This window comes from Endozoicomonas sp. ALD068 (assembly GCF_049310145.1).
Taxonomy (GTDB): domain Bacteria; phylum Pseudomonadota; class Gammaproteobacteria; order Pseudomonadales; family Endozoicomonadaceae; genus Endozoicomonas_A.
This window is the reverse complement of record NZ_JBLYNU010000004.1, coordinates 3,385,080-3,401,492: the sequence shown is the minus strand read 5'-3', so window position 1 is coordinate 3,401,492 and position 16,413 is coordinate 3,385,080. Positions and strand designations below refer to the sequence as shown.

The 16,413-nt window shown below is 44.9% G+C and carries 12 protein-coding genes and 1 pseudogene; 5 read left to right on the top strand and 8 right to left on the bottom strand.

The features are described 5' to 3' along the window. The first annotated feature begins 44 nt into the window (after positions 1 to 44). The 3 genes from ACO6V5_RS11795 to ACO6V5_RS11785 all read left to right on the top strand — a co-directional run bounded on the left by ACO6V5_RS11795 (position 45) and on the right by ACO6V5_RS11785 (position 7,526). Positions 45 to 3,290 (top strand): hypothetical protein, encoded by a 3,246-nt coding sequence (locus ACO6V5_RS11795; protein WP_422412041.1) that lies wholly within the window; start codon positions 45 to 47, stop codon positions 3,288 to 3,290. A 241-nt stretch (positions 3,291 to 3,531) separates the two neighbouring features. Continuing rightward, positions 3,532 to 4,062 carry a DUF29 domain-containing protein gene (locus ACO6V5_RS11790; protein WP_422412043.1) on the top strand — a complete coding sequence of 177 codons (531 nt, stop codon included), beginning with the start codon at positions 3,532 to 3,534 and terminating at the stop codon, positions 4,060 to 4,062. A gap of 209 nt (positions 4,063 to 4,271) precedes the next feature. Continuing rightward, complete coding sequence (locus tag ACO6V5_RS11785) at positions 4,272 to 7,526, top strand: hypothetical protein (protein WP_422412045.1); 3,255 nt, start codon at positions 4,272 to 4,274, stop codon at positions 7,524 to 7,526. 25 nt (positions 7,527 to 7,551) lie between these two features. Here ACO6V5_RS11785 and ACO6V5_RS11780 read toward each other — a convergent pair whose 3' ends face one another. The 3 genes from ACO6V5_RS11780 to ACO6V5_RS11770 form a co-directional block, all read right to left on the bottom strand. Next, entirely contained in the window at positions 7,552 to 7,932 is a 381-nt protein-coding gene (locus tag ACO6V5_RS11780; RefSeq protein ID WP_422412047.1) for a thiol-disulfide oxidoreductase DCC family protein, read from the bottom strand. Next, positions 7,910 to 9,511 carry a serine/threonine-protein kinase gene (locus ACO6V5_RS11775; RefSeq protein WP_422412049.1) on the bottom strand — a complete coding sequence of 534 codons (1,602 nt, stop codon included), beginning with the start codon at positions 9,509 to 9,511 and terminating at the stop codon, positions 7,910 to 7,912. Before ACO6V5_RS11775 ends, ACO6V5_RS11780 begins: the two co-directional genes overlap by 23 nt. Before the next feature lie 128 nt (positions 9,512 to 9,639). Further along, positions 9,640 to 11,265, bottom strand: coding sequence for a serine/threonine-protein kinase (locus tag ACO6V5_RS11770; RefSeq protein WP_422412051.1), 1,626 nt, complete (start codon positions 11,263 to 11,265; stop codon positions 9,640 to 9,642). Between the two features lie 235 nt (positions 11,266 to 11,500). Here ACO6V5_RS11770 and ACO6V5_RS11765 point away from each other — a divergent pair, with 235 nt between their 5' ends. After that, the gene (locus ACO6V5_RS11765; protein WP_422412053.1) at positions 11,501 to 12,487 is read left to right on the top strand and encodes a transposase; all 987 of its coding nucleotides are present in this window, start codon (positions 11,501 to 11,503) and stop codon (positions 12,485 to 12,487) included. Between the two features lie 35 nt (positions 12,488 to 12,522). Here the strand turns inward: ACO6V5_RS11765 and ACO6V5_RS11760 are convergent, their stop codons facing one another. Further along, positions 12,523 to 13,044 carry a hypothetical protein gene (locus ACO6V5_RS11760; RefSeq protein WP_422412055.1) on the bottom strand — a complete coding sequence of 174 codons (522 nt, stop codon included), beginning with the start codon at positions 13,042 to 13,044 and terminating at the stop codon, positions 12,523 to 12,525. Between ACO6V5_RS11760 and ACO6V5_RS11755 the strand changes: the two genes are divergently transcribed. After that, a complete protein-coding gene (locus ACO6V5_RS11755) occupies positions 13,027 to 13,197 on the top strand; it encodes a hypothetical protein (RefSeq protein ID WP_422132890.1) in 171 nt (56 codons plus the stop codon). The genes ACO6V5_RS11760 and ACO6V5_RS11755 overlap by 18 nt on opposite strands. Before the next feature lie 207 nt (positions 13,198 to 13,404). On the opposite strand, the gene ACO6V5_RS11750 is transcribed toward ACO6V5_RS11755, so the two are convergent. The 4 genes and pseudogenes from ACO6V5_RS11750 to sodB all read right to left on the bottom strand — a co-directional run bounded on the left by ACO6V5_RS11750 (position 13,405) and on the right by sodB (position 16,241). Continuing rightward, positions 13,405 to 13,842, bottom strand: coding sequence for a type II toxin-antitoxin system VapC family toxin (locus tag ACO6V5_RS11750; protein WP_422412057.1), 438 nt, complete (start codon positions 13,840 to 13,842; stop codon positions 13,405 to 13,407). Then, positions 13,839 to 14,063: a FitA-like ribbon-helix-helix domain-containing protein gene (locus ACO6V5_RS11745; RefSeq protein WP_422132892.1), complete on the bottom strand. Its 225-nt coding sequence runs from the start codon at positions 14,061 to 14,063 to the stop codon at positions 13,839 to 13,841. The genes ACO6V5_RS11750 and ACO6V5_RS11745 overlap by 4 nt, the downstream gene beginning before the upstream one ends. Before the next feature lie 204 nt (positions 14,064 to 14,267). After that, positions 14,268 to 15,436: pseudogene (locus ACO6V5_RS11740) on the bottom strand (IS3 family transposase). A 223-nt stretch (positions 15,437 to 15,659) separates the two neighbouring features. Then, positions 15,660 to 16,241 carry a superoxide dismutase [Fe] gene (sodB, locus tag ACO6V5_RS11735; RefSeq protein WP_422132893.1) on the bottom strand — a complete coding sequence of 194 codons (582 nt, stop codon included), beginning with the start codon at positions 16,239 to 16,241 and terminating at the stop codon, positions 15,660 to 15,662. Positions 16,242 to 16,413: the final 172 nt, after the last annotated feature.

The window sequence follows — 16,413 nt, the reverse complement described above, 5'->3', positions numbered from 1 at the left end:
GCTGAATTCCGTCAAGATTAAGGACAATCAGAGAAAGGATAAAAATGATGGATCAATTAAATCAACCCTCATGTAATTCAAGGCTAAACCCTTCTACCTGCATTGCTACAGCTGATGATAAAAAAAATGCAGCCAGGGTCTTCGGCAGATCCGTCAGCCTTGCCGGTGATGATCTATTTGGTGTCAATCCCACAGATTTCAGGCCAGATCCCATTACAAGAAAAAAACGAAAAGACGTGGGGATTGCCTCCAGAGTCGCTGCTTTAGAGATAGATAGTCTTGTAGCCGCTAAAAAAAAACCAAAATTTAAAAAGTTTAAAGCTATTCCGGGGACATCTACTGCTATCATCAGCGACAAACAATTCCAGCTGATACAAAGACTCCTGGATGAAGAAAAAGGTAGATTCACAATAGAAGAGTTTATAGAGGTTATCGACTTTCTTGATTATTACGCTGAAGAAAAATTGCCTGAAGATTTTTTCAAATCACCCACCCTTGTGTCAGGGATTATAAGAAATCAGCTTTGGAAGCGTTTCGCAATGGAGGGGAGTGATGAATTTTGGGAGGTATTAGCATCAACACCTGAAAGGGAAAAAGAGTTGTGTTTGACCCGTATCAGGAAAGAAGGCATCAGGCCTGACTACAGCAGCTTTCCTGAAGAATTAAAAAAGGATATAGATTTTCTGACTGAATGCTCAAGTTTTCACGGTATTCCCTGTTTTACACCGCCGCAACTGGCTGTGCAGATTTATGAGCGACTGGATATCGCAGCCAAAATAAAGTCTATAAATATTCTGCCTGAAAGCTTTAAAGATGATGATTTTTATGATGAGCTTATCCGTTCAGGAAGAATAGAGATAAGTAAGCTGCCATTCAAAATCCGGGACAAAAACAGAGAGTACTGCCTTTTGCAGTTATCAAAAGGTCTGTGCCGGTTATCACAGGTTCCGGCTCAGTTTATAACAAAAAAGGTTGTTCTGGATTCGCTTAATAGTGACAGTTTGCATGCTGATTTTATCAATATCCTCAGAAGTGATAGTGAATTTGAGACGCTGAAGAATGATCCTGACTTCTTTGAAGAATTCCTGCTAAAAATGACTTCATCGGTGTTGGAAGCAAGATATAATTTCTACACTGCACAAATCAATACCTTGTCCAAGGTTTATCAATGTTGTATTGAAAAATACAGTGATGATAGAGAAAAACTTGCTTTGTTGCTGAAAAGATTGATAAGAACTAATCCTTTTTTTATTTTACTTGTTAAAGATGTCGGTGATCAGCTGTTTCAGGATTTGATTGAGGAAGCAAAAGAATCATTGTTGGAAATATTGGATAGTATGCCTGAAGTAAGTCACCTTTTTTTTATGCCTATGATTACTCGTTTCTTCAATAAAGTTAATGCAAGTAATGATTTTAAAAACCAAGTTATAAATGTTGTTTATCCGTATTTTCCTGTCACTTGCTCAGAACCTTTTTCAGAAGACATAAAGCGTAAGCAAGACGCTCTGGTTCTGGGTTCTGAGCCCTTTAAAGCTGGAGCGATTCACATTATCTCCAGAAAATTACGGCCCGCCAAAGCCGACATCATAATAGACTACATTGAATCCTATCCACTTTTTTTGAGCCACTTCAATGACAAAGGATATTTTGAGGAGCGTTGCGCCGACCCGGCAATCCGGCAAAGGCTTATTCATGTCCTGGCTAACAAGGTCATTGCCAACAAGCAGCAGTTAGTGACGGAGTGGCCACGTTATCTCCCCCGGCATTTGATTGATGGTACTCTGGCTTATCTCAATAATCCTGCCCTTTTATCCGAACTGGATGTCTCCAGAGCATTAACAAAACCGGTGAATCCTCTCAAACTCCAACAACCCAACACTTTGGCACTCAGGCAGGTGGCGTCTCTTAAGGGAAATAGCCTTCAGATTGCCGATAAAGACGCAAGTTTTCAGTTGCAATCAGAATTTGACCGTGCGGATCACACAAACTTTAAACTGGTTTATCCTGGTCAACATCAACATTCATTGTCGCTATTTGAAAGAGAGGGAACCATCGTCGGTGGCCGTACATTGGCAGTACAGAATGGTGAGCAAGTTGATTTCTATAAATTCCAGCGAATTGGAGAGTCCGAAGCCACTCTGGCACAGGAAGGCATTATGCATCAATTTATTGCCAAAAGTGGCCGCTTTAAAAGCCAGAAACCCCGTTTTGGAGAGTACCTCATGGTACTGGAAAAGGATCTTCCCGAAAGTATCCCGGGTTTCACTGATCGTTTACAAGTGAGCGAAATTAATGGTGAAAGAGCCTTCCGGGTCTACCATTTCAAAGCGACAGAAAATTACGCTAAATACGCCCATACTCCGGATGCAACCGACAACCCTTACGCGATCGCCGAGCGAGGCTTGTTGAATGGCATTCACGACATTGGCGTACTTAATGGCAGCGTTGGCGTTATGCCCACGTCAACGATCCCGGCGTTTCATGCTACCGGCCGTCGTTGGGTGTTCCTTAGCGCATTGTTGGGTAACTCTGATTTTTATGCTTGGCCATTACCGGGAACCTTTGGGGGCTGGGTTAAAGCCATTGAACGCCCTGATTTTGGTTGGGATGGTTTGCGGGATTGGGGCGATGTTGAGTTTTATGGCTCTATGAAAAGCGGCCTCACTGCCAGAGACTCAAAAACGTCGGGTTATACTCCCGAGCTTCTTCAGCGATTAAGTTTTGTCAACTCCCTCTGCGAAAACCTGCTGGCAGCAGTGTTGTTAAGAGCTCGCCTGCGCCGGGACTCTTCGGATTATCACTATCAAAATCAACAGGCAGTGGAAGAGACAGAAAACTTTATTGAGCAACTACTGGATGAATACCTGTCTGGCCTGTTGGCAAAAGAAAAAGAATCGCCGCCCAGACCAAGACTGCAAGAATTGATGGGGCTTGACGATACCACATACCGCTCCTGGCTGAAGCGAACAGCCGAGGAAATTTTGTACTGGACAGCCAAACAACCCTATGAGGCGAAAGGTGACAGTGCACTTGATCCTTCTATTGAGTGTTTCTCAAAACATATAAAGGAAACCGGAAACCTGGATGCCACATTGTACCCGGAAGGTTTGCAAACCTTCGACATGCATAAAAAATTCCCCAAAGACTTCCATAATGTCAATGATGAGCTCAATCTGGGAGCCAATAACGCCGTCTTTCCCCTGGTCGCCCTGGTCAAGGGGCTTACGTTGTTAGCTGGCAATATTTTTGCGTACGCAGGTCAATACACCGAGGAAGAAAATAGGGAATGAGGTTCGTATTCCCCCAGCGCAGCCAGTATTTAAGACTATTTACATTGTTTGGTGTGGCACTGGCTTGGCCATTGGCCTTTTTTGCAGCTCTACGATCCTTCTTTATTGCCTCTGCACAGGCTCTTTTTTGGTGCGTGAAGGCATGTTTTATAATTGTCAAGAGGTCACGGATTGTAACGGTTCACTGGTAATGGTCATTGTTCATTGGTACATACTGCATTGTTTCACAAGAGGTTTAACAATGAGTGATTTATACGATACCGACTTCTACAGTTGGTCTTTTCAGCAAGCCGAGCTGATTAGGCAAGGTCGTTATAGCGAGCTGGATTTGGACAACCTGATCGAGGAAGTTGAGGACATGGGCAAAGCTCGTTATCGTACAGTAAAAAGTTGTCTAAAAGGGCTTTTTTTACATGCGCTTAAATGGCAGATGCAGTCTAAAAAAGATGATATGCACGACTTTAAAGAATGGCACACAAGCTGGTTGATCAGTATTGGAAAACAGAGGGACGCTGTACAAGAAGAATTGGAAGAAAACCCTTCTCTCAACAATAAATTGGACGAGATTTTACCAAAAGCTTATCAATCAGCTCGAAATCAAGTAGCTAGGAGCCTGACCGAGAATAGCGCCCGTAGCGAGGACGGCAGAAAATTGAGGATGAAAATTCGGTTTTGTGAGGAGAATAGCGAGCTATTTGACGAACAAAAGCGGATTTTCAGACCAATTTGCTGCCGCCGCAGTAGGGCAGACTATTCTCGGTCAGGCTCCTAGAGAAATGATGTGTAAACCCAGTGATTTCCCCAGGGAATGCCCATGGACATATGAGGAAGTGATGACTGAAGGTTGGCTGCCGGATGTTGAGTAAAAGCCCGTCCCCACCCGATTTTGGAACTTTTGTTTATTTCATGGGTCAAAATTTTTAAGCATTTTTTGGCTTGACCCTCGTCAAGATTAAGGACAGTTAAAGGCAGAAATAAACAATGGATCGATTATCTCAACACTCATTTAATCCCTCTACCTGCGGTGCTACAGCGGATATTAAAGAGACAGCGGATCATGGCAAGGTCTCCGGCAGAACCTTCAGCTCTGTCAGCGGTGAGCCATTTGGAGTCAATCGCACAGTTTTCATACCAGATCCCGCAATAGGGCAACAAGATCAGAAAGAGATCGGAATTTCCTCCAGAGCTGTTGCTTTAGAGGTAAATACTCGTGAAGCCACTATAAGCAAACGAAAACTGGACTTCACTGATGACAGAGTTGTAAAGCCCGAAGCATTATCACCCAGACCTTTAAGAAAGCTTAAAGCCATTCAGAGTGCGAATAGTGCGATCATCAGCGACAGACAAGTCGGGCTGATTCAAGGACTCATTGATGGTAGAAGCGATCGGCTCACAAAAGATGAGTTTATCGATGTTGCCGACTTTCTTCCTTATGCGCCTGAAAAATATTTGCCTGAAGATTATTTCAAATCGGAAACCCTTCTTGAAGAGATAGTAAGGAACCGTCTTTGGTGTGCTTTTTCAATGACGGAAGGTGATAAAATCAGAGATGTATTGTTATCAACAGCTGATCGAACAAAAAAAATATTTTTAAATGATATCAGGAACCTGGCCCTAACCGCTCACTACAAAGACTTTTCTGAAGAATTAAAATCTGATATTGATTTTTTGATAGAGTACTCAAACGTGAATGGTCTTCCGAAGGGAACACCACTGAAACAGGCACAACTGATTTATGGTTATCTGGACATCGCAGCAAAAATAAGATCTCTGAGCGTTCTTCCACACAGCTTTAAAGATGATGAATTGTATGATGAGCTTATCAATTCAGGAAGGATAGAGCTTAAAGATCTGCCACAACACATTATTAACAGAAAAAAAGACTACTGCCTTTTACAATTATCGAAGGGACGGTGTCAATTATCAGAGGTTCCGGATCGGTTCATAACAAAAAAGTCGATTTTGGACTCCCTTGACGGTGAAAATTTGTGTGATAATTTTAGCGAAATTTTCAACGGCAATCATGAATATAAGGTGCTGATAAATGATGATGATTTCTTTGAAGAAGTCCTTTTCAAAACTGCTTCAGCCATTCTGGGTAACAGAGATTTCGCTCGTTCGTATACCACGCCCTTACCTGATATTTATCATCTTTGTATAGAAAGATATAAGACTGATCGAGATAAACTTGCTTTGTTGTTAAATAAACTGGTAATTGCCAATCCTTTTATTGTTGTATCAATTAAAAATACAGATGATAGGTTGCTTCAGGGATTAATCGAAAAAGCAAAATGGTCTTTATTGAGAATATTAATCAACAGACCTGAGAAAAGTGAAAATTTCTCCCTTAGTCTTCTTGATAAGTTTTTTGAAAAAATTAATGCAGGTGATGATTTTAAAAGCCAGGTGATGGGTACTGTCTGTCAGTATTTTCCTATAAAATATTTCGATTCGTTTTCCGATGAATTACTGACGAAACAAGACGATATCGTTTTAAACTCTGAACCCTTTTGGTCTGGAGCGACTCATATTATTAAGAGAGGTTTACGGCCCGACAAAGGCGACCTTATAGTAAGCTACATTGAACTCCATCTGGATTTTTTGCATAAGTTTAATGATGCAGGGTATCTGGAGCAGTGTTGCAATGACCCGGCACTCCAGCAAAGGCTTGTTCATGTTCTGGCTGCCAGGATCCTTGCTAACAAACCGCTGTTGTTGAGGTTCTGGAAGGATCGCTTACCCAGAAAGTTACTGGATGATACTCTGGCTTATCTCAATGATCCTGGGCTTTTCTCCAGACTGGACTCCTCTGTTGCATTAACAGAGCCGGTTAACCCGCTCAAATTTCAACAGCCAAATACTGTGGCATTCAAGTTGCTGGCGTCTCTCCACGCATATAGTTTTGAGTTTGCGAATAAAGACGCCAGTCGTCAGTTACAGTCAGAATTTGCTCGTGCTGGTGAAACAGAATTTCCATCGGTTTATCCTGGTCAGCACCGGCTGTCACTGTTTGAAAAAGAAGGAACCATTGTTGGTGGCCGTACACTGGCAATAACCAACGGTGAAGAGGTTGATTACTATAAGTTCCAGCGGGTCGGGGAGCCCGTGACTACCCTGGCGCAAGAAGGCGTTATGCATCAATTCATAGCCAAAAGTGACCGCTTCAAAAGCCAGAAACCCCTTTTTGGCCAATACCTTACGGTGCTGGAAAAGGATCTTCCCGAGAGTACCCGAGGTTTCACTGATCGCTTACAAGTGATTAATGTTGATGGTGAAAGAGCTGTCAGGGTCTACTTCTTCAAGGCCACAAAACACTATGGTCAATACGCTCACACTCCTGATCTAACCAATGCCCCCTTCGCGGTCGCCGAGAGAGGTCTATTGAAAGGCATCCATGATATTGGAGTACTTAATGGCAACTTTGGTGTTATGCCCACGTCAACTATCCCGGCGTTTCACGATACCGGACGTCGCTGGGTGTTCCTCACCCCTTTGTTGGGATCCATGCTTTATGCCTTGCCATTACCCGGAACATTTGGAGGTTGGATCAAAGCCATTGAACGCCCTGATTTTGGCTGGGATGGTCTACGGGATTGGGGCGATGTTGAGTTCTATGGCAGCATGAAAAGCGGCCTCACTGCCAGAGACTCAAAAACTTCGGGCTATACGCCAGAAGTTATGCAGCGGTTAAGTTTTGCCAATGCCCTCTGCGAAAACCTGCTGGCAGCCGTGTTGTTGAGATCACGTCTGCGCCGCGACTCGCCGGATTATCATTATCAAAATCAACAGGCAGTGGAAGACACAGAAAACTTTATTGAGCAACTACTGAACGAATACCTGTCAGGCCTGTTAGCAAAAGAAAAAGAGTCGCCGTCCAAGTCAAGACTGCAAGAACTTATGGGGCTAGACGAAGACACATACCGTTCATGGCTGAATCGAACAGCCCGTGAAATTATTTACTGGACGGCCAGGCAACCTGATGAGGCCACATTTGATCGTTATGTTGAGTGTTTCTCGAAACATATAAAGGAGACTGGAAATCTGGATAGCACACTGTATCCAGAAGGTTTGAGTATCTTCGACATGCAAAAAAAATTCCCCAGAGATTTCCATAATGTCAATGACGAACTCAATCTGGGAGCCAACAACGCTGTCTTTCCTCTGGTCAGTCTGGTCAAGGGACTTACACTGCTTGTCGGCAATATTTTTGCGTTCGCACACCAAGTACACGGATGATGATGTGTAATGAACAAGTGCAAGGCTATTTACATTGTTTTGTGTTGCACTGACCCGGCCAGCGTCCCTCTTTTTTCAGGCGGACTTTGGTCATCCAGTCGTAGGTCCATTTCAGGAACTGTTTCAGACCGGGCAGACTCATGAGCCAACCCAGCCAGGCCCAACCGGGTAGCTGATTGAGCAAGAGAGCGTAGCTGTCAATACTGGTATAAACCTGTCCATCATTGGTTATGGTGTGCAATTCAAGCAGAGCCTTACCGGGATCAACCCCCCAGGTTTCCAGTACTTTTTCCTGACCGGTGATATCAAACCACTCTACTTCACAGCGAAAACGGGCATTTTGCCAGCGTGCGACCTCTTTCGTACAAAGAGGACAGAGACCATCATACAAAACTCTTATTTGCATCGCCTTCATCTCTTTTAAGGACATCAGCAACCCTGTTAAGTGTTCTCAGGGCTTGCTCTTTGTCTATTGTCCGATCAGTAAACCAGGGATGCTGCAAAGCTTTCTCTGGCGTTAATCTCTCCAGGGGCTCCGGGTGCAGCAAACTGTTAATCATGTCAGTCAGCTGACTTTTACTTTTCTTCATCTCTTCTGCAGACTCTATCAGTTTTCCCAGATCGGCTACCGTCTCTCTTTCAGGTGTCGTTAACTTGCCGTAGAGCAGTCGTTTGATGGCCTGGATATCATCCAATGAAAGTGGTCCATCCAGCAGTGCCTGAGCGGTATCACTGTCTCGGGCATTCAATTTTCCATGCAGCATTTTTTTGATTTTTTCTATGTCTCTGGCGTTCAACTCTCCATCCAGCATCTTTGTGATGACACCAATTTCACTACTGGAGGTCAGCAAGCTGTCCAGATTAAATTCTTGCAGCTTCATACGCTCAGACTCAGCTTCCAGATCATCCGCTGTTAATTCAGGACTTACTGGCTTCATTGCCTTTTTGTAACTGCCATCAGGATTGGGCTTCTGATACTCAAGAAATGCCTTGAGCACCTCATAAGCTGCTTCAGATCGTTGGTCGGGGGTATATTTACCCCATGGCTCTGCGCCATTGGTAAAAGAGCGAATATGGAGCTGACCCGGACTGTTCAAAAAACGATACAGATGTTGCCCCTGAGCAAAAGCATCCGTCGCATAACTGGCTCTGACCAACCCATTTTCATACTCGGATTGGTATAGTTCCGGAGAAGCGTAGTCTTCATGACTATAACTGGCTCTGCTGCCTTCTTCTCTGGCACAACCAAAGTCAATCAGTTTCAAGCGGCCGCTTTTAAGATCAATCATGATGTTATTGGGTTTCAGATCATTATGGACAACGCCTTTTTTATGCAGGTGATCAAGCGCCTTGAACTTCTCGTACTCCATAAACGCCAGAACATTGAAAAACGCCGGACTGCTGATCCTGCCATTGCCGTAGAGCTCAATCAGATGCATCATTACGCTATCCTGAGAGGGGCCTTCAATCAACTCCGTCAGGAGCCCCCTGACACCGTCGACTTCGGCCATTCCATAACTTCTGACAATATTTGGGTGCTCTCCCAACTTCTTTAATAACCTGGCTTCCCGTTCTCCCTTGTCACCCAAATGAGTATGTTTTAATGCAAAATGTTCTTTAACGCCTTTACTTTTTTCCTGGATAACACGATGTACCGATGCAAAGCGTCCTCTACCCAATTGCTTCTTAGCCAGGTGGGCCGATTCATTCAATGGTGAGGAATGCGTGAAAACATCATCTTCAGGAAATACTTCGCTATCACTGACGACTCCGGGGCTTGACGGGTAAGAAGAAATCGAAGAAGTGGAGATACCACTGAAATCAGAGCCTGAGCCCGAAGAGTGTTGCTCTAAATTTTTCACCGGCGCTTCGAGCTGAACTTTCTTACTCTGCCATTTCCCCTGCTTCTCCGGTTCCGGCTGCGCCTGCTCAGCGGGGAGCGATGCAGCATTGGCTGGCTCTGACTTCTTTCCTGGAATATCCACGGATTTTTCCCGGCTACTTTAATTATTAATGAGTGAATCGGCAGGAATGAGAGGTAATTAACGGGAGCCTATTATCCGGGAGAAGAAAGTGAAGGGTTTAAAAGGCGCTCCGAGGTGGGCTCAGTCACTCATACAAAACGCTTATTTTCACCACCTTCATCAGCTCCCTTCAGGGCATCAGCAGCCATCTGAAGAGTTCTTAAGGCCTGCTCTTTGTCTATCGTACGCTCAGTAAACCAGGTGTGCTGCAAAGCTTGCTCTGGTGTCATTCTCTGCTCGGGCGACGGGTGCAGCAGGCGGTTAATCATATTAATCAGCTGACTTTTACTTCTCTTCATCTCTTCTGCAGAGGCTATCAGGTGTCCGAGATCGGCCACCGTCTCTTTTTCAGGTGTCGTTAACTTGCTATAGAGCAATCGTTTGATTGCCTTGATATCATGAAATGTGAGCGGCCCGTCCAGCAGTCTTTGCGCTGTCTCGCTGTCCTTGGCGTTTAATTTTCCATGCAGCATTTTTTTGATTCTTTCTACATCATTGGCGCTCAAATCCCCATCCAGCAACTTTATAATGCTGCTAATTTCATCACTGGAGGTCAGCAGACTATCCAGATTAAATTCTTGCAGCTTCATACGCTCAGATTCAGTCTTCAGATCGTCCTCTGTTAATTCAGGACTTACTGGCTTCATTGCTTGTTTGTAACTGCCATCAAAATTGGGCTTCTGATAATCAAGAAATGCCTTAAGTACCTCAAAAGCCGCTTCAGATCGTTGATTGGGCGTATATTTGCCCCATGGATCCGCGCCATTGGTAAAGGAATGAATATGGGGTTGATCCGGACTGTTCAAAAAACGGTAGAGATGTTGCCCCTGAGCAAAGGCATCCGTTGCATAGCTGGCTTTAACTTCTTCTTTCTTAATTAACTCCGATCGGTACAATTCCGGAGAAGCGTAGTCTTCATGACTGTAACTGGCTTTTTGACCCTCTTCTTTGGCACCACCAAAATCAATCAGTTTCAAGCGGCCGCTTTTAAGATCAATCATGACGTTATTGGGTTTCAGATCGTTGTGGACAATGCCTTTCTTGTGCAGGTGATCAAGTGCCCGGAACTTCTCGTATTCCATAAACGCCAGAACATTGAAAAACGCCTGACTGCTGAGCCTGCCATTTCCATAAAGCTCAATAAGAAGCATCATCACGCTATCCTGAGAGGGGCCTTCAATCAACTCTGTCAGGAGCCCTCTGACCCCGTCGACTTCGACCAGACCATAACTGCTGACAATATTTGGATGCTCTCCCAATTTCTTTAATATCCTGTCTTCACCTGCTCCCTGGTCACCCAAATGCGTCTGTTTTAATGCAAAATGTTCTTGCTTGCCTCCGCTTTTTTCCTGAATAACCCGGTGTACCGTTGCAAAGCGCCCTCTACCCAACTGTTTTTTTGCCAGATGGGCCGTTTCATTCAAAGGAGAGGGATAAGTAAAAACATCATCTTCAGGAAAGAGTTCAGTTTCACTGAATTCTCCCGGGCTTGGGGGGTGGGAAGAAACCGAAAAGTCAGACAAGTCAGATATTTCAGCAAAAGCTGAGTCTGAGCCTGAGCTTGAAGAGCTGTGCCTCAGATCGTCGACCGGCACATCATTTGACTGAACTTTCTTACCCTGCCAATTACCCTGTTCCTTCTGTTCTGGCTGCGCCTGCTCAGGGACATTAGAGACATTAATGGCAGGCCCTCGCTTCTTTCCTGGAATATCCACGGATTTTTCCCTGGCTACTTTGACTATTAAGGAGTGCATCGGCAGGGAAAAATAATAGGACACCCTTATATTTGACAAACAAGCCAGCTCGTCTAATTTTTCCCTGTTGCTGATATTTAGTTCCGGCAGGAGAGATTATGACCCGAAAAATAATAGGACACCCTTATATTTGACAAACAAGCCAGCTCGTCTAATTTTTCTCTGTTGCTGATATTTAGTTCCGGCAGGAGAGATTATGACCCGTGCACGAAGTTCTCTGATCGACCCAGGCTCCACGCCATATTATCACTGTATAGCTCGATGCGTACGCAGAGCATATTTGTGTGGAGAGGATCATTTAACGGGCAAAAACTACGAGCACCGTCGGCAGTGGATTGTTGACAAGCTCAGGGAAATGGTTTCAATCTTTTCTATAGAGGTCTGCGCCTATGCTGTCATGTCGAATCACTATCATGTGGTTTTGCATATTAATCAAAAACCTGCCAGAGAGTGGACAAGAGACGAAGTTTTGAGTCGATGGACAAGGCTTTTCACAGGGCCGCTTCTGGTTCAGAAGTATCTTGCTGCTGACCGGCTGGGTCATTCGGAACTGGCTCGCGTGGACGAATTTGTTGAAGAGTATCGAAATCGTCTAACGAGTATCAGCTGGTTCATGCGTTGCCTCAACGAATATCTTGCCCGTGAGGCTAACCAGGAAGATGGCTGCAAAGGTCGCTTCTGGGAAGGGCGGTTTAAAAGTCAGGCGTTGTTGGATGAGGCAGCGTTGTTGACCTGCATGGCCTATGTTGACCTGAATCCGCTCCGTGCCGAAATGGCTGAAACTCCAGAAGGATCAGACTACACGTCGATCCAGGAACGAATTGAAAATTTGGCAGGTTCTGATACCCGAAAGCAGCCAGCCACCCTTATGCCTTTTCGATCACAGGGGCAAAATCCGGATAAGGCGTTGCCTTATATTCTTCATGATTATCTTGAGTTGGTTGACTGGAGTGGGCGTGCAGTGCGATCTGATAAGAAAGGTTCAAACCCTTCAGATATTCCACCCATTCTGACCCGACTGGAAATTGATTCAAATGAATGGCTCAAAACCATGAGATGGAATAACCGCTTCTATCGTGCAGTGGGCAGGCTGGAAGCCATGAAAACTTTTGCTCGGGAAATGGGACAGCATTGGGTGAAGGGATTGTTTATCTGTAGTCGTTTATTTCATGGCTTAAGCTGATTGCCCGACTTTTTCGTTGTTATTTGTTGCTCCTGTCATATGGGGCGTCTAGCTATTTCTGACTTTTTCCTTTTTTGAGTGATCCGCTTGTCGTTTGTTATGATAAGCGATGATTTTGAGTGGCTGTCAGGGTTTGATGGGTTGCCAGGCTCCCAGTTTGTGGTCTGTATTTTATATTTGATGTGGATATCTTGTTTTTTCTTTAATTTTTTTCTTTTAAATGGATAATTTTTTTCTTTTAATTGGATGTCCTTTTTTTCCTGTTTCCTTTTTTTTCGTTTATTGGATGTCCTTTTTTTCCGTTTTTTTCCGTGGATATCTTGTTTTTTCTTTAATTTTTTTCTTTTAATTGGATGTCTTTTTTTTCCTGCTTTAATTGGATGTCCTTTTTTTCCTTCCGTTTTTCTTAATTGGATGTCCTTTTTTTCCGTTCCCTTTATTGGATGTCCTTTTTTCCTTTTTTCCGGATGTCCTTTTTTTCCTTTCCTTTTTTTCCTTTCTTTTTTTCCTCTTACCGCCGTTACTTGAAAGACGCCTAGGTGACTTATCTCAGACATGAGCTTGAGAGCCTTGCCAGTGCATCTGATGAGTTTGTCACAGCGGTTGTGAATGCTGTTGGCTATCAAAACACAGAGGCTGGATATCAGGCTGAGGATCAGTTGGTGCGCATACTCAAAGCCCGCTATCAGGGTTGTTTCAGTGAAGCCTGAGCAGTGGGCTGAAAGCGAAAGAGCTGCAGGATGAGTCTGGTTGTTGGCATGGTGCCAGTGAGGGTGAAAAGCGAAATGGTTTGAACGACCTACCGGTTTTCGAGCAGCTTGCGTTTCCTGCTTCAGCTGCTATCAATTGAGTCACAGGCCTGCAACGGTGCCCATTCTAATATGTAGCGAGTGGCCAGGGTTGCAGGTTCTTTGTATTCAGAGGGTTCGAATATACACATCGGGGCTGATGGCTATGTCAGGATATTTTTTCAGCAGCTTTTTATCGTAAGTCACCAGGGGGATACTCTGGCCTTTCGCCACGGCAATGAAAAGGGTGTCATAAGCAGGGTGCTTGTCTTCACAGGCCAGAATCAAGGCCTCCCGCCAGTAATGTTCGGTCGGATGAACACGGCTGAACAGGGTGCTGGCATCCTGAAGCACATCCAGGCCGGTTTGCACGGAAATGCTTTTTTGGGTAATCCACTGCCATAGCACATTGGTCAGCTCGGCCCTGATGGAGTCGGGTACGTGAATAGTTTCTGTACGAGCGATGGTTGTGAGTGAATCTTCTGCAAAGTCCGTTTCGTTAAGAAGGCCATAGGCAAATACCATGGTATCGATGACAGCTGCTTTTATGCCCTTATTTGCCATCATGGACGCCCTTCGTTGCGCCACTCGTCCATTTCTTCATGATGGGTTTCCGGGAGCTGGTTCCAGCGGCTTCTGATACGGTCAATTGTATCCTGCTTCCTGGGGTAGCTGGCTTCCAGCAGTTCCCGCAACTCCTGCTCCATGGAACGATTGGCTGCTTTGGCTTTCAGTTTAAGGCGCTCAACCAGTTCATCGGGTAGATTTCTAATGGTCAGTGTTGCCATAGGGGGCCTCCATTTTGCTAAGTCATTGCGCTACCATTTTATATGCTAGCATATTGAAAGCATGCTGGCGTTAATGGCGTGTAAGCAATATGATCAGCTGTTAATTATGTATCAGGCACTCTTGTGATTCAGCGTTATTCATCCCGCCAGCAGCCGCTGGGTCAATCGTTTATCTGTAGTGGTCAAGTAAAAACGGACACCTGATTAAGCTGCTTTTTTCAATTTTTGCTTCTCGAAGTCTACTGGACTCACATAGTCCAGGTAGGAATGCAATCTTTTATTGTTGTAGAACAAAATGTAATCAATAACATGTGCCTCTACTTCTGCCCGAGTATCATAAATATAATGATCCGTTCTTTCCCTTTTCAGGCTGCCAAAGAACCGCTCCATCACAGAGTTATCCCAGCAATTACCCTTGCGGCTCATACTACAGACCATCCCATACTCCCTGAGTTGATTCTGATACTCCAGAGACGCGTACTGGCTGCCACGATCTGAATGGTGCATCACACCATCTCCAGGCTTTCTGCCCCAGTAAGCCATTCTCAAAGCTTCCAGGGGCAGCTCTGTCGTCATACGGTTACTCATCGACCAACCGACGACTTTCCGCGAAAACAGATCAACGACAGCCGCCAGATAAACCCAGCCTTCACGAGTCCAGAGGTAGCTGATATCAGCTACGTATACTCTGTCGGGTGCTGAAACTGAAAACTCACGATTCAAAAGGTTTGCCGCCACTGGCAGTTTGTGTTTGCTGTTGGTTGTCACCTTGAATTTTTTGACCACCCGAACCCGCAGGCCAAGCCGTTGCATCAGGGTTTTGGCCTGATAACGCCCTATGCTGTAACCTTTTGAACGCAGGGCTTTCGCCATTCGACGACTTCCATAAGAGTCACCTGATTGAGCAAAAATCTCTCGGGCATCTGCCTCCAGGCGAAACATCTCCGGGTCAATCTGTTGATTTTTTGCCTGTTGTTTATTCCATTAGTAGAAGCTGCTGCGACTAACTTTTAGTGCTTTGCATAGCGTTACGACAGGATAGGCCTTCCTCTCCCGCTGTATGAAGGCGTATCTTACAGCTGGTCTTTCGCAAAGAAGGCCATGGCTTTTTTTAAGATTTCCTGTTCCATTTTCAGCTGTTTGTTTTCAGCTTCAAGCTCTTTGATTCTCTGCTGTTCAGTCGTCAGGGCCTGATGGCCTTTGCCGGGGAAAGCCAGCTCTTTCTTCTCTTCACTGAGTCGAACCCAACGACGGAGGTTAGTCGCACAAATTCCTAGACTTCTGGCGACTGCTGTAGGCGACTGAGCTTGTTCAGTAACCAGTTTTACAGCTTTGAGTTTGAATTCCTGAGAATAATGTTTTCGCGTTGCCATTATGAACCTCGTTACTGGTTGCACTATTGTGCTTAACGAGGTGTCCGGTGTCATTAGACCACTTCATTTATATTCTTTAAAGGCATAAAGAAAAACACCGTCTGACATTTATATGCCAGACAGTGAAGGTCAAAAATTAAGCCTGTTTGCTAACTTAAATGTTAGAATTTCCAACAAATTGTGCTGATTTCCAACTTAATTGTGTATCTATCAAATCAGAATCTTAACCATCGTAATTAGCCGCAGCAAAGTCCCAGTTAACCAGTGCCCAGAAATGTTTCAGATACTCTGGACGCACATTGCGATAGTCGATGTAGTAGGCATGCTCCCACAGGTCGCAGGTCAGCAGTGGTTTCTGATTGGTCGTCAAAGGAGTGCCTGCATTGCTGGTGTTTACGATTTCTACAGAACCATCGCTGTTTTTAACCAGCCAGGTCCAGGAAGAGCCAAAGTTGTTAACCGCTTTGTCGTTGAATGCAGCAACGAAATCGTCAAAAGAACCGAAAGCATTATTGATAGCTTCAGCCAGTTCACCGGCAGGAGCACCACCACCATTAGGGCTCAGGCAGTTCCAGTAGAACGTGTGGTTCCAGATTTGAGCAGCGTTGTTGAAGATGCCGCCTTCAGAAGTCTTGATGATTTCTTCCAGGCTCTTGCTCTCCAGCTCGGTACCCGCAACCAGACCGTTCAGTTTGTCAACGTAGGTCTTGTGATGCTTGCCGTAGTGGTAATCCAGAGTTTCTTCAGAAATGTGAGGAGCCAGTGCATCGCGTGCGTAGGGCAGTGCAGGAAGTTCAAAAGCCATGTTGTCGTTCTCCACTTGGGGGGTTGATCTTGTTTGACCTGAATTCGTCTCGCGCGACGATATTAACATCGGTTTGATTACGAATCTATGTGGTGGATAGTTTGGGGGCGCGCGATATCTCTTCAACCCCCGGGTGACAGAAAAAACCTGAAACAGTGTCATGAACCGGATA

What these genes read in the sequence shown, in the direction of transcription:
- ACO6V5_RS11795 (WP_422412041.1), top strand. Translation starts at nt 45, where the DNA reads ATGATGGATCAATTAAATCAACCCTCATGTAATTCAAGGCTAAACCCT.
- ACO6V5_RS11790 (WP_422412043.1), top strand. Translation starts at nt 3,532, where the DNA reads ATGAGTGATTTATACGATACCGACTTCTACAGTTGGTCTTTTCAGCAA.
- ACO6V5_RS11785 (WP_422412045.1), top strand. Translation starts at nt 4,272, where the DNA reads ATGGATCGATTATCTCAACACTCATTTAATCCCTCTACCTGCGGTGCT.
- ACO6V5_RS11780 (WP_422412047.1), bottom strand. Translation starts at nt 7,932, where the DNA reads ATGCAAATAAGAGTTTTGTATGATGGTCTCTGTCCTCTTTGTACGAAA.
- ACO6V5_RS11765 (WP_422412053.1), top strand. Translation starts at nt 11,501, where the DNA reads ATGACCCGTGCACGAAGTTCTCTGATCGACCCAGGCTCCACGCCATAT.
- ACO6V5_RS11760 (WP_422412055.1), bottom strand. Translation starts at nt 13,044, where the DNA reads ATGTCTGAGATAAGTCACCTAGGCGTCTTTCAAGTAACGGCGGTAAGA.
- ACO6V5_RS11750 (WP_422412057.1), bottom strand. Translation starts at nt 13,842, where the DNA reads ATGATGGCAAATAAGGGCATAAAAGCAGCTGTCATCGATACCATGGTA.
- ACO6V5_RS11745 (WP_422132892.1), bottom strand. Translation starts at nt 14,063, where the DNA reads ATGGCAACACTGACCATTAGAAATCTACCCGATGAACTGGTTGAGCGC.
- sodB (WP_422132893.1), bottom strand. Translation starts at nt 16,241, where the DNA reads ATGGCTTTTGAACTTCCTGCACTGCCCTACGCACGCGATGCACTGGCT.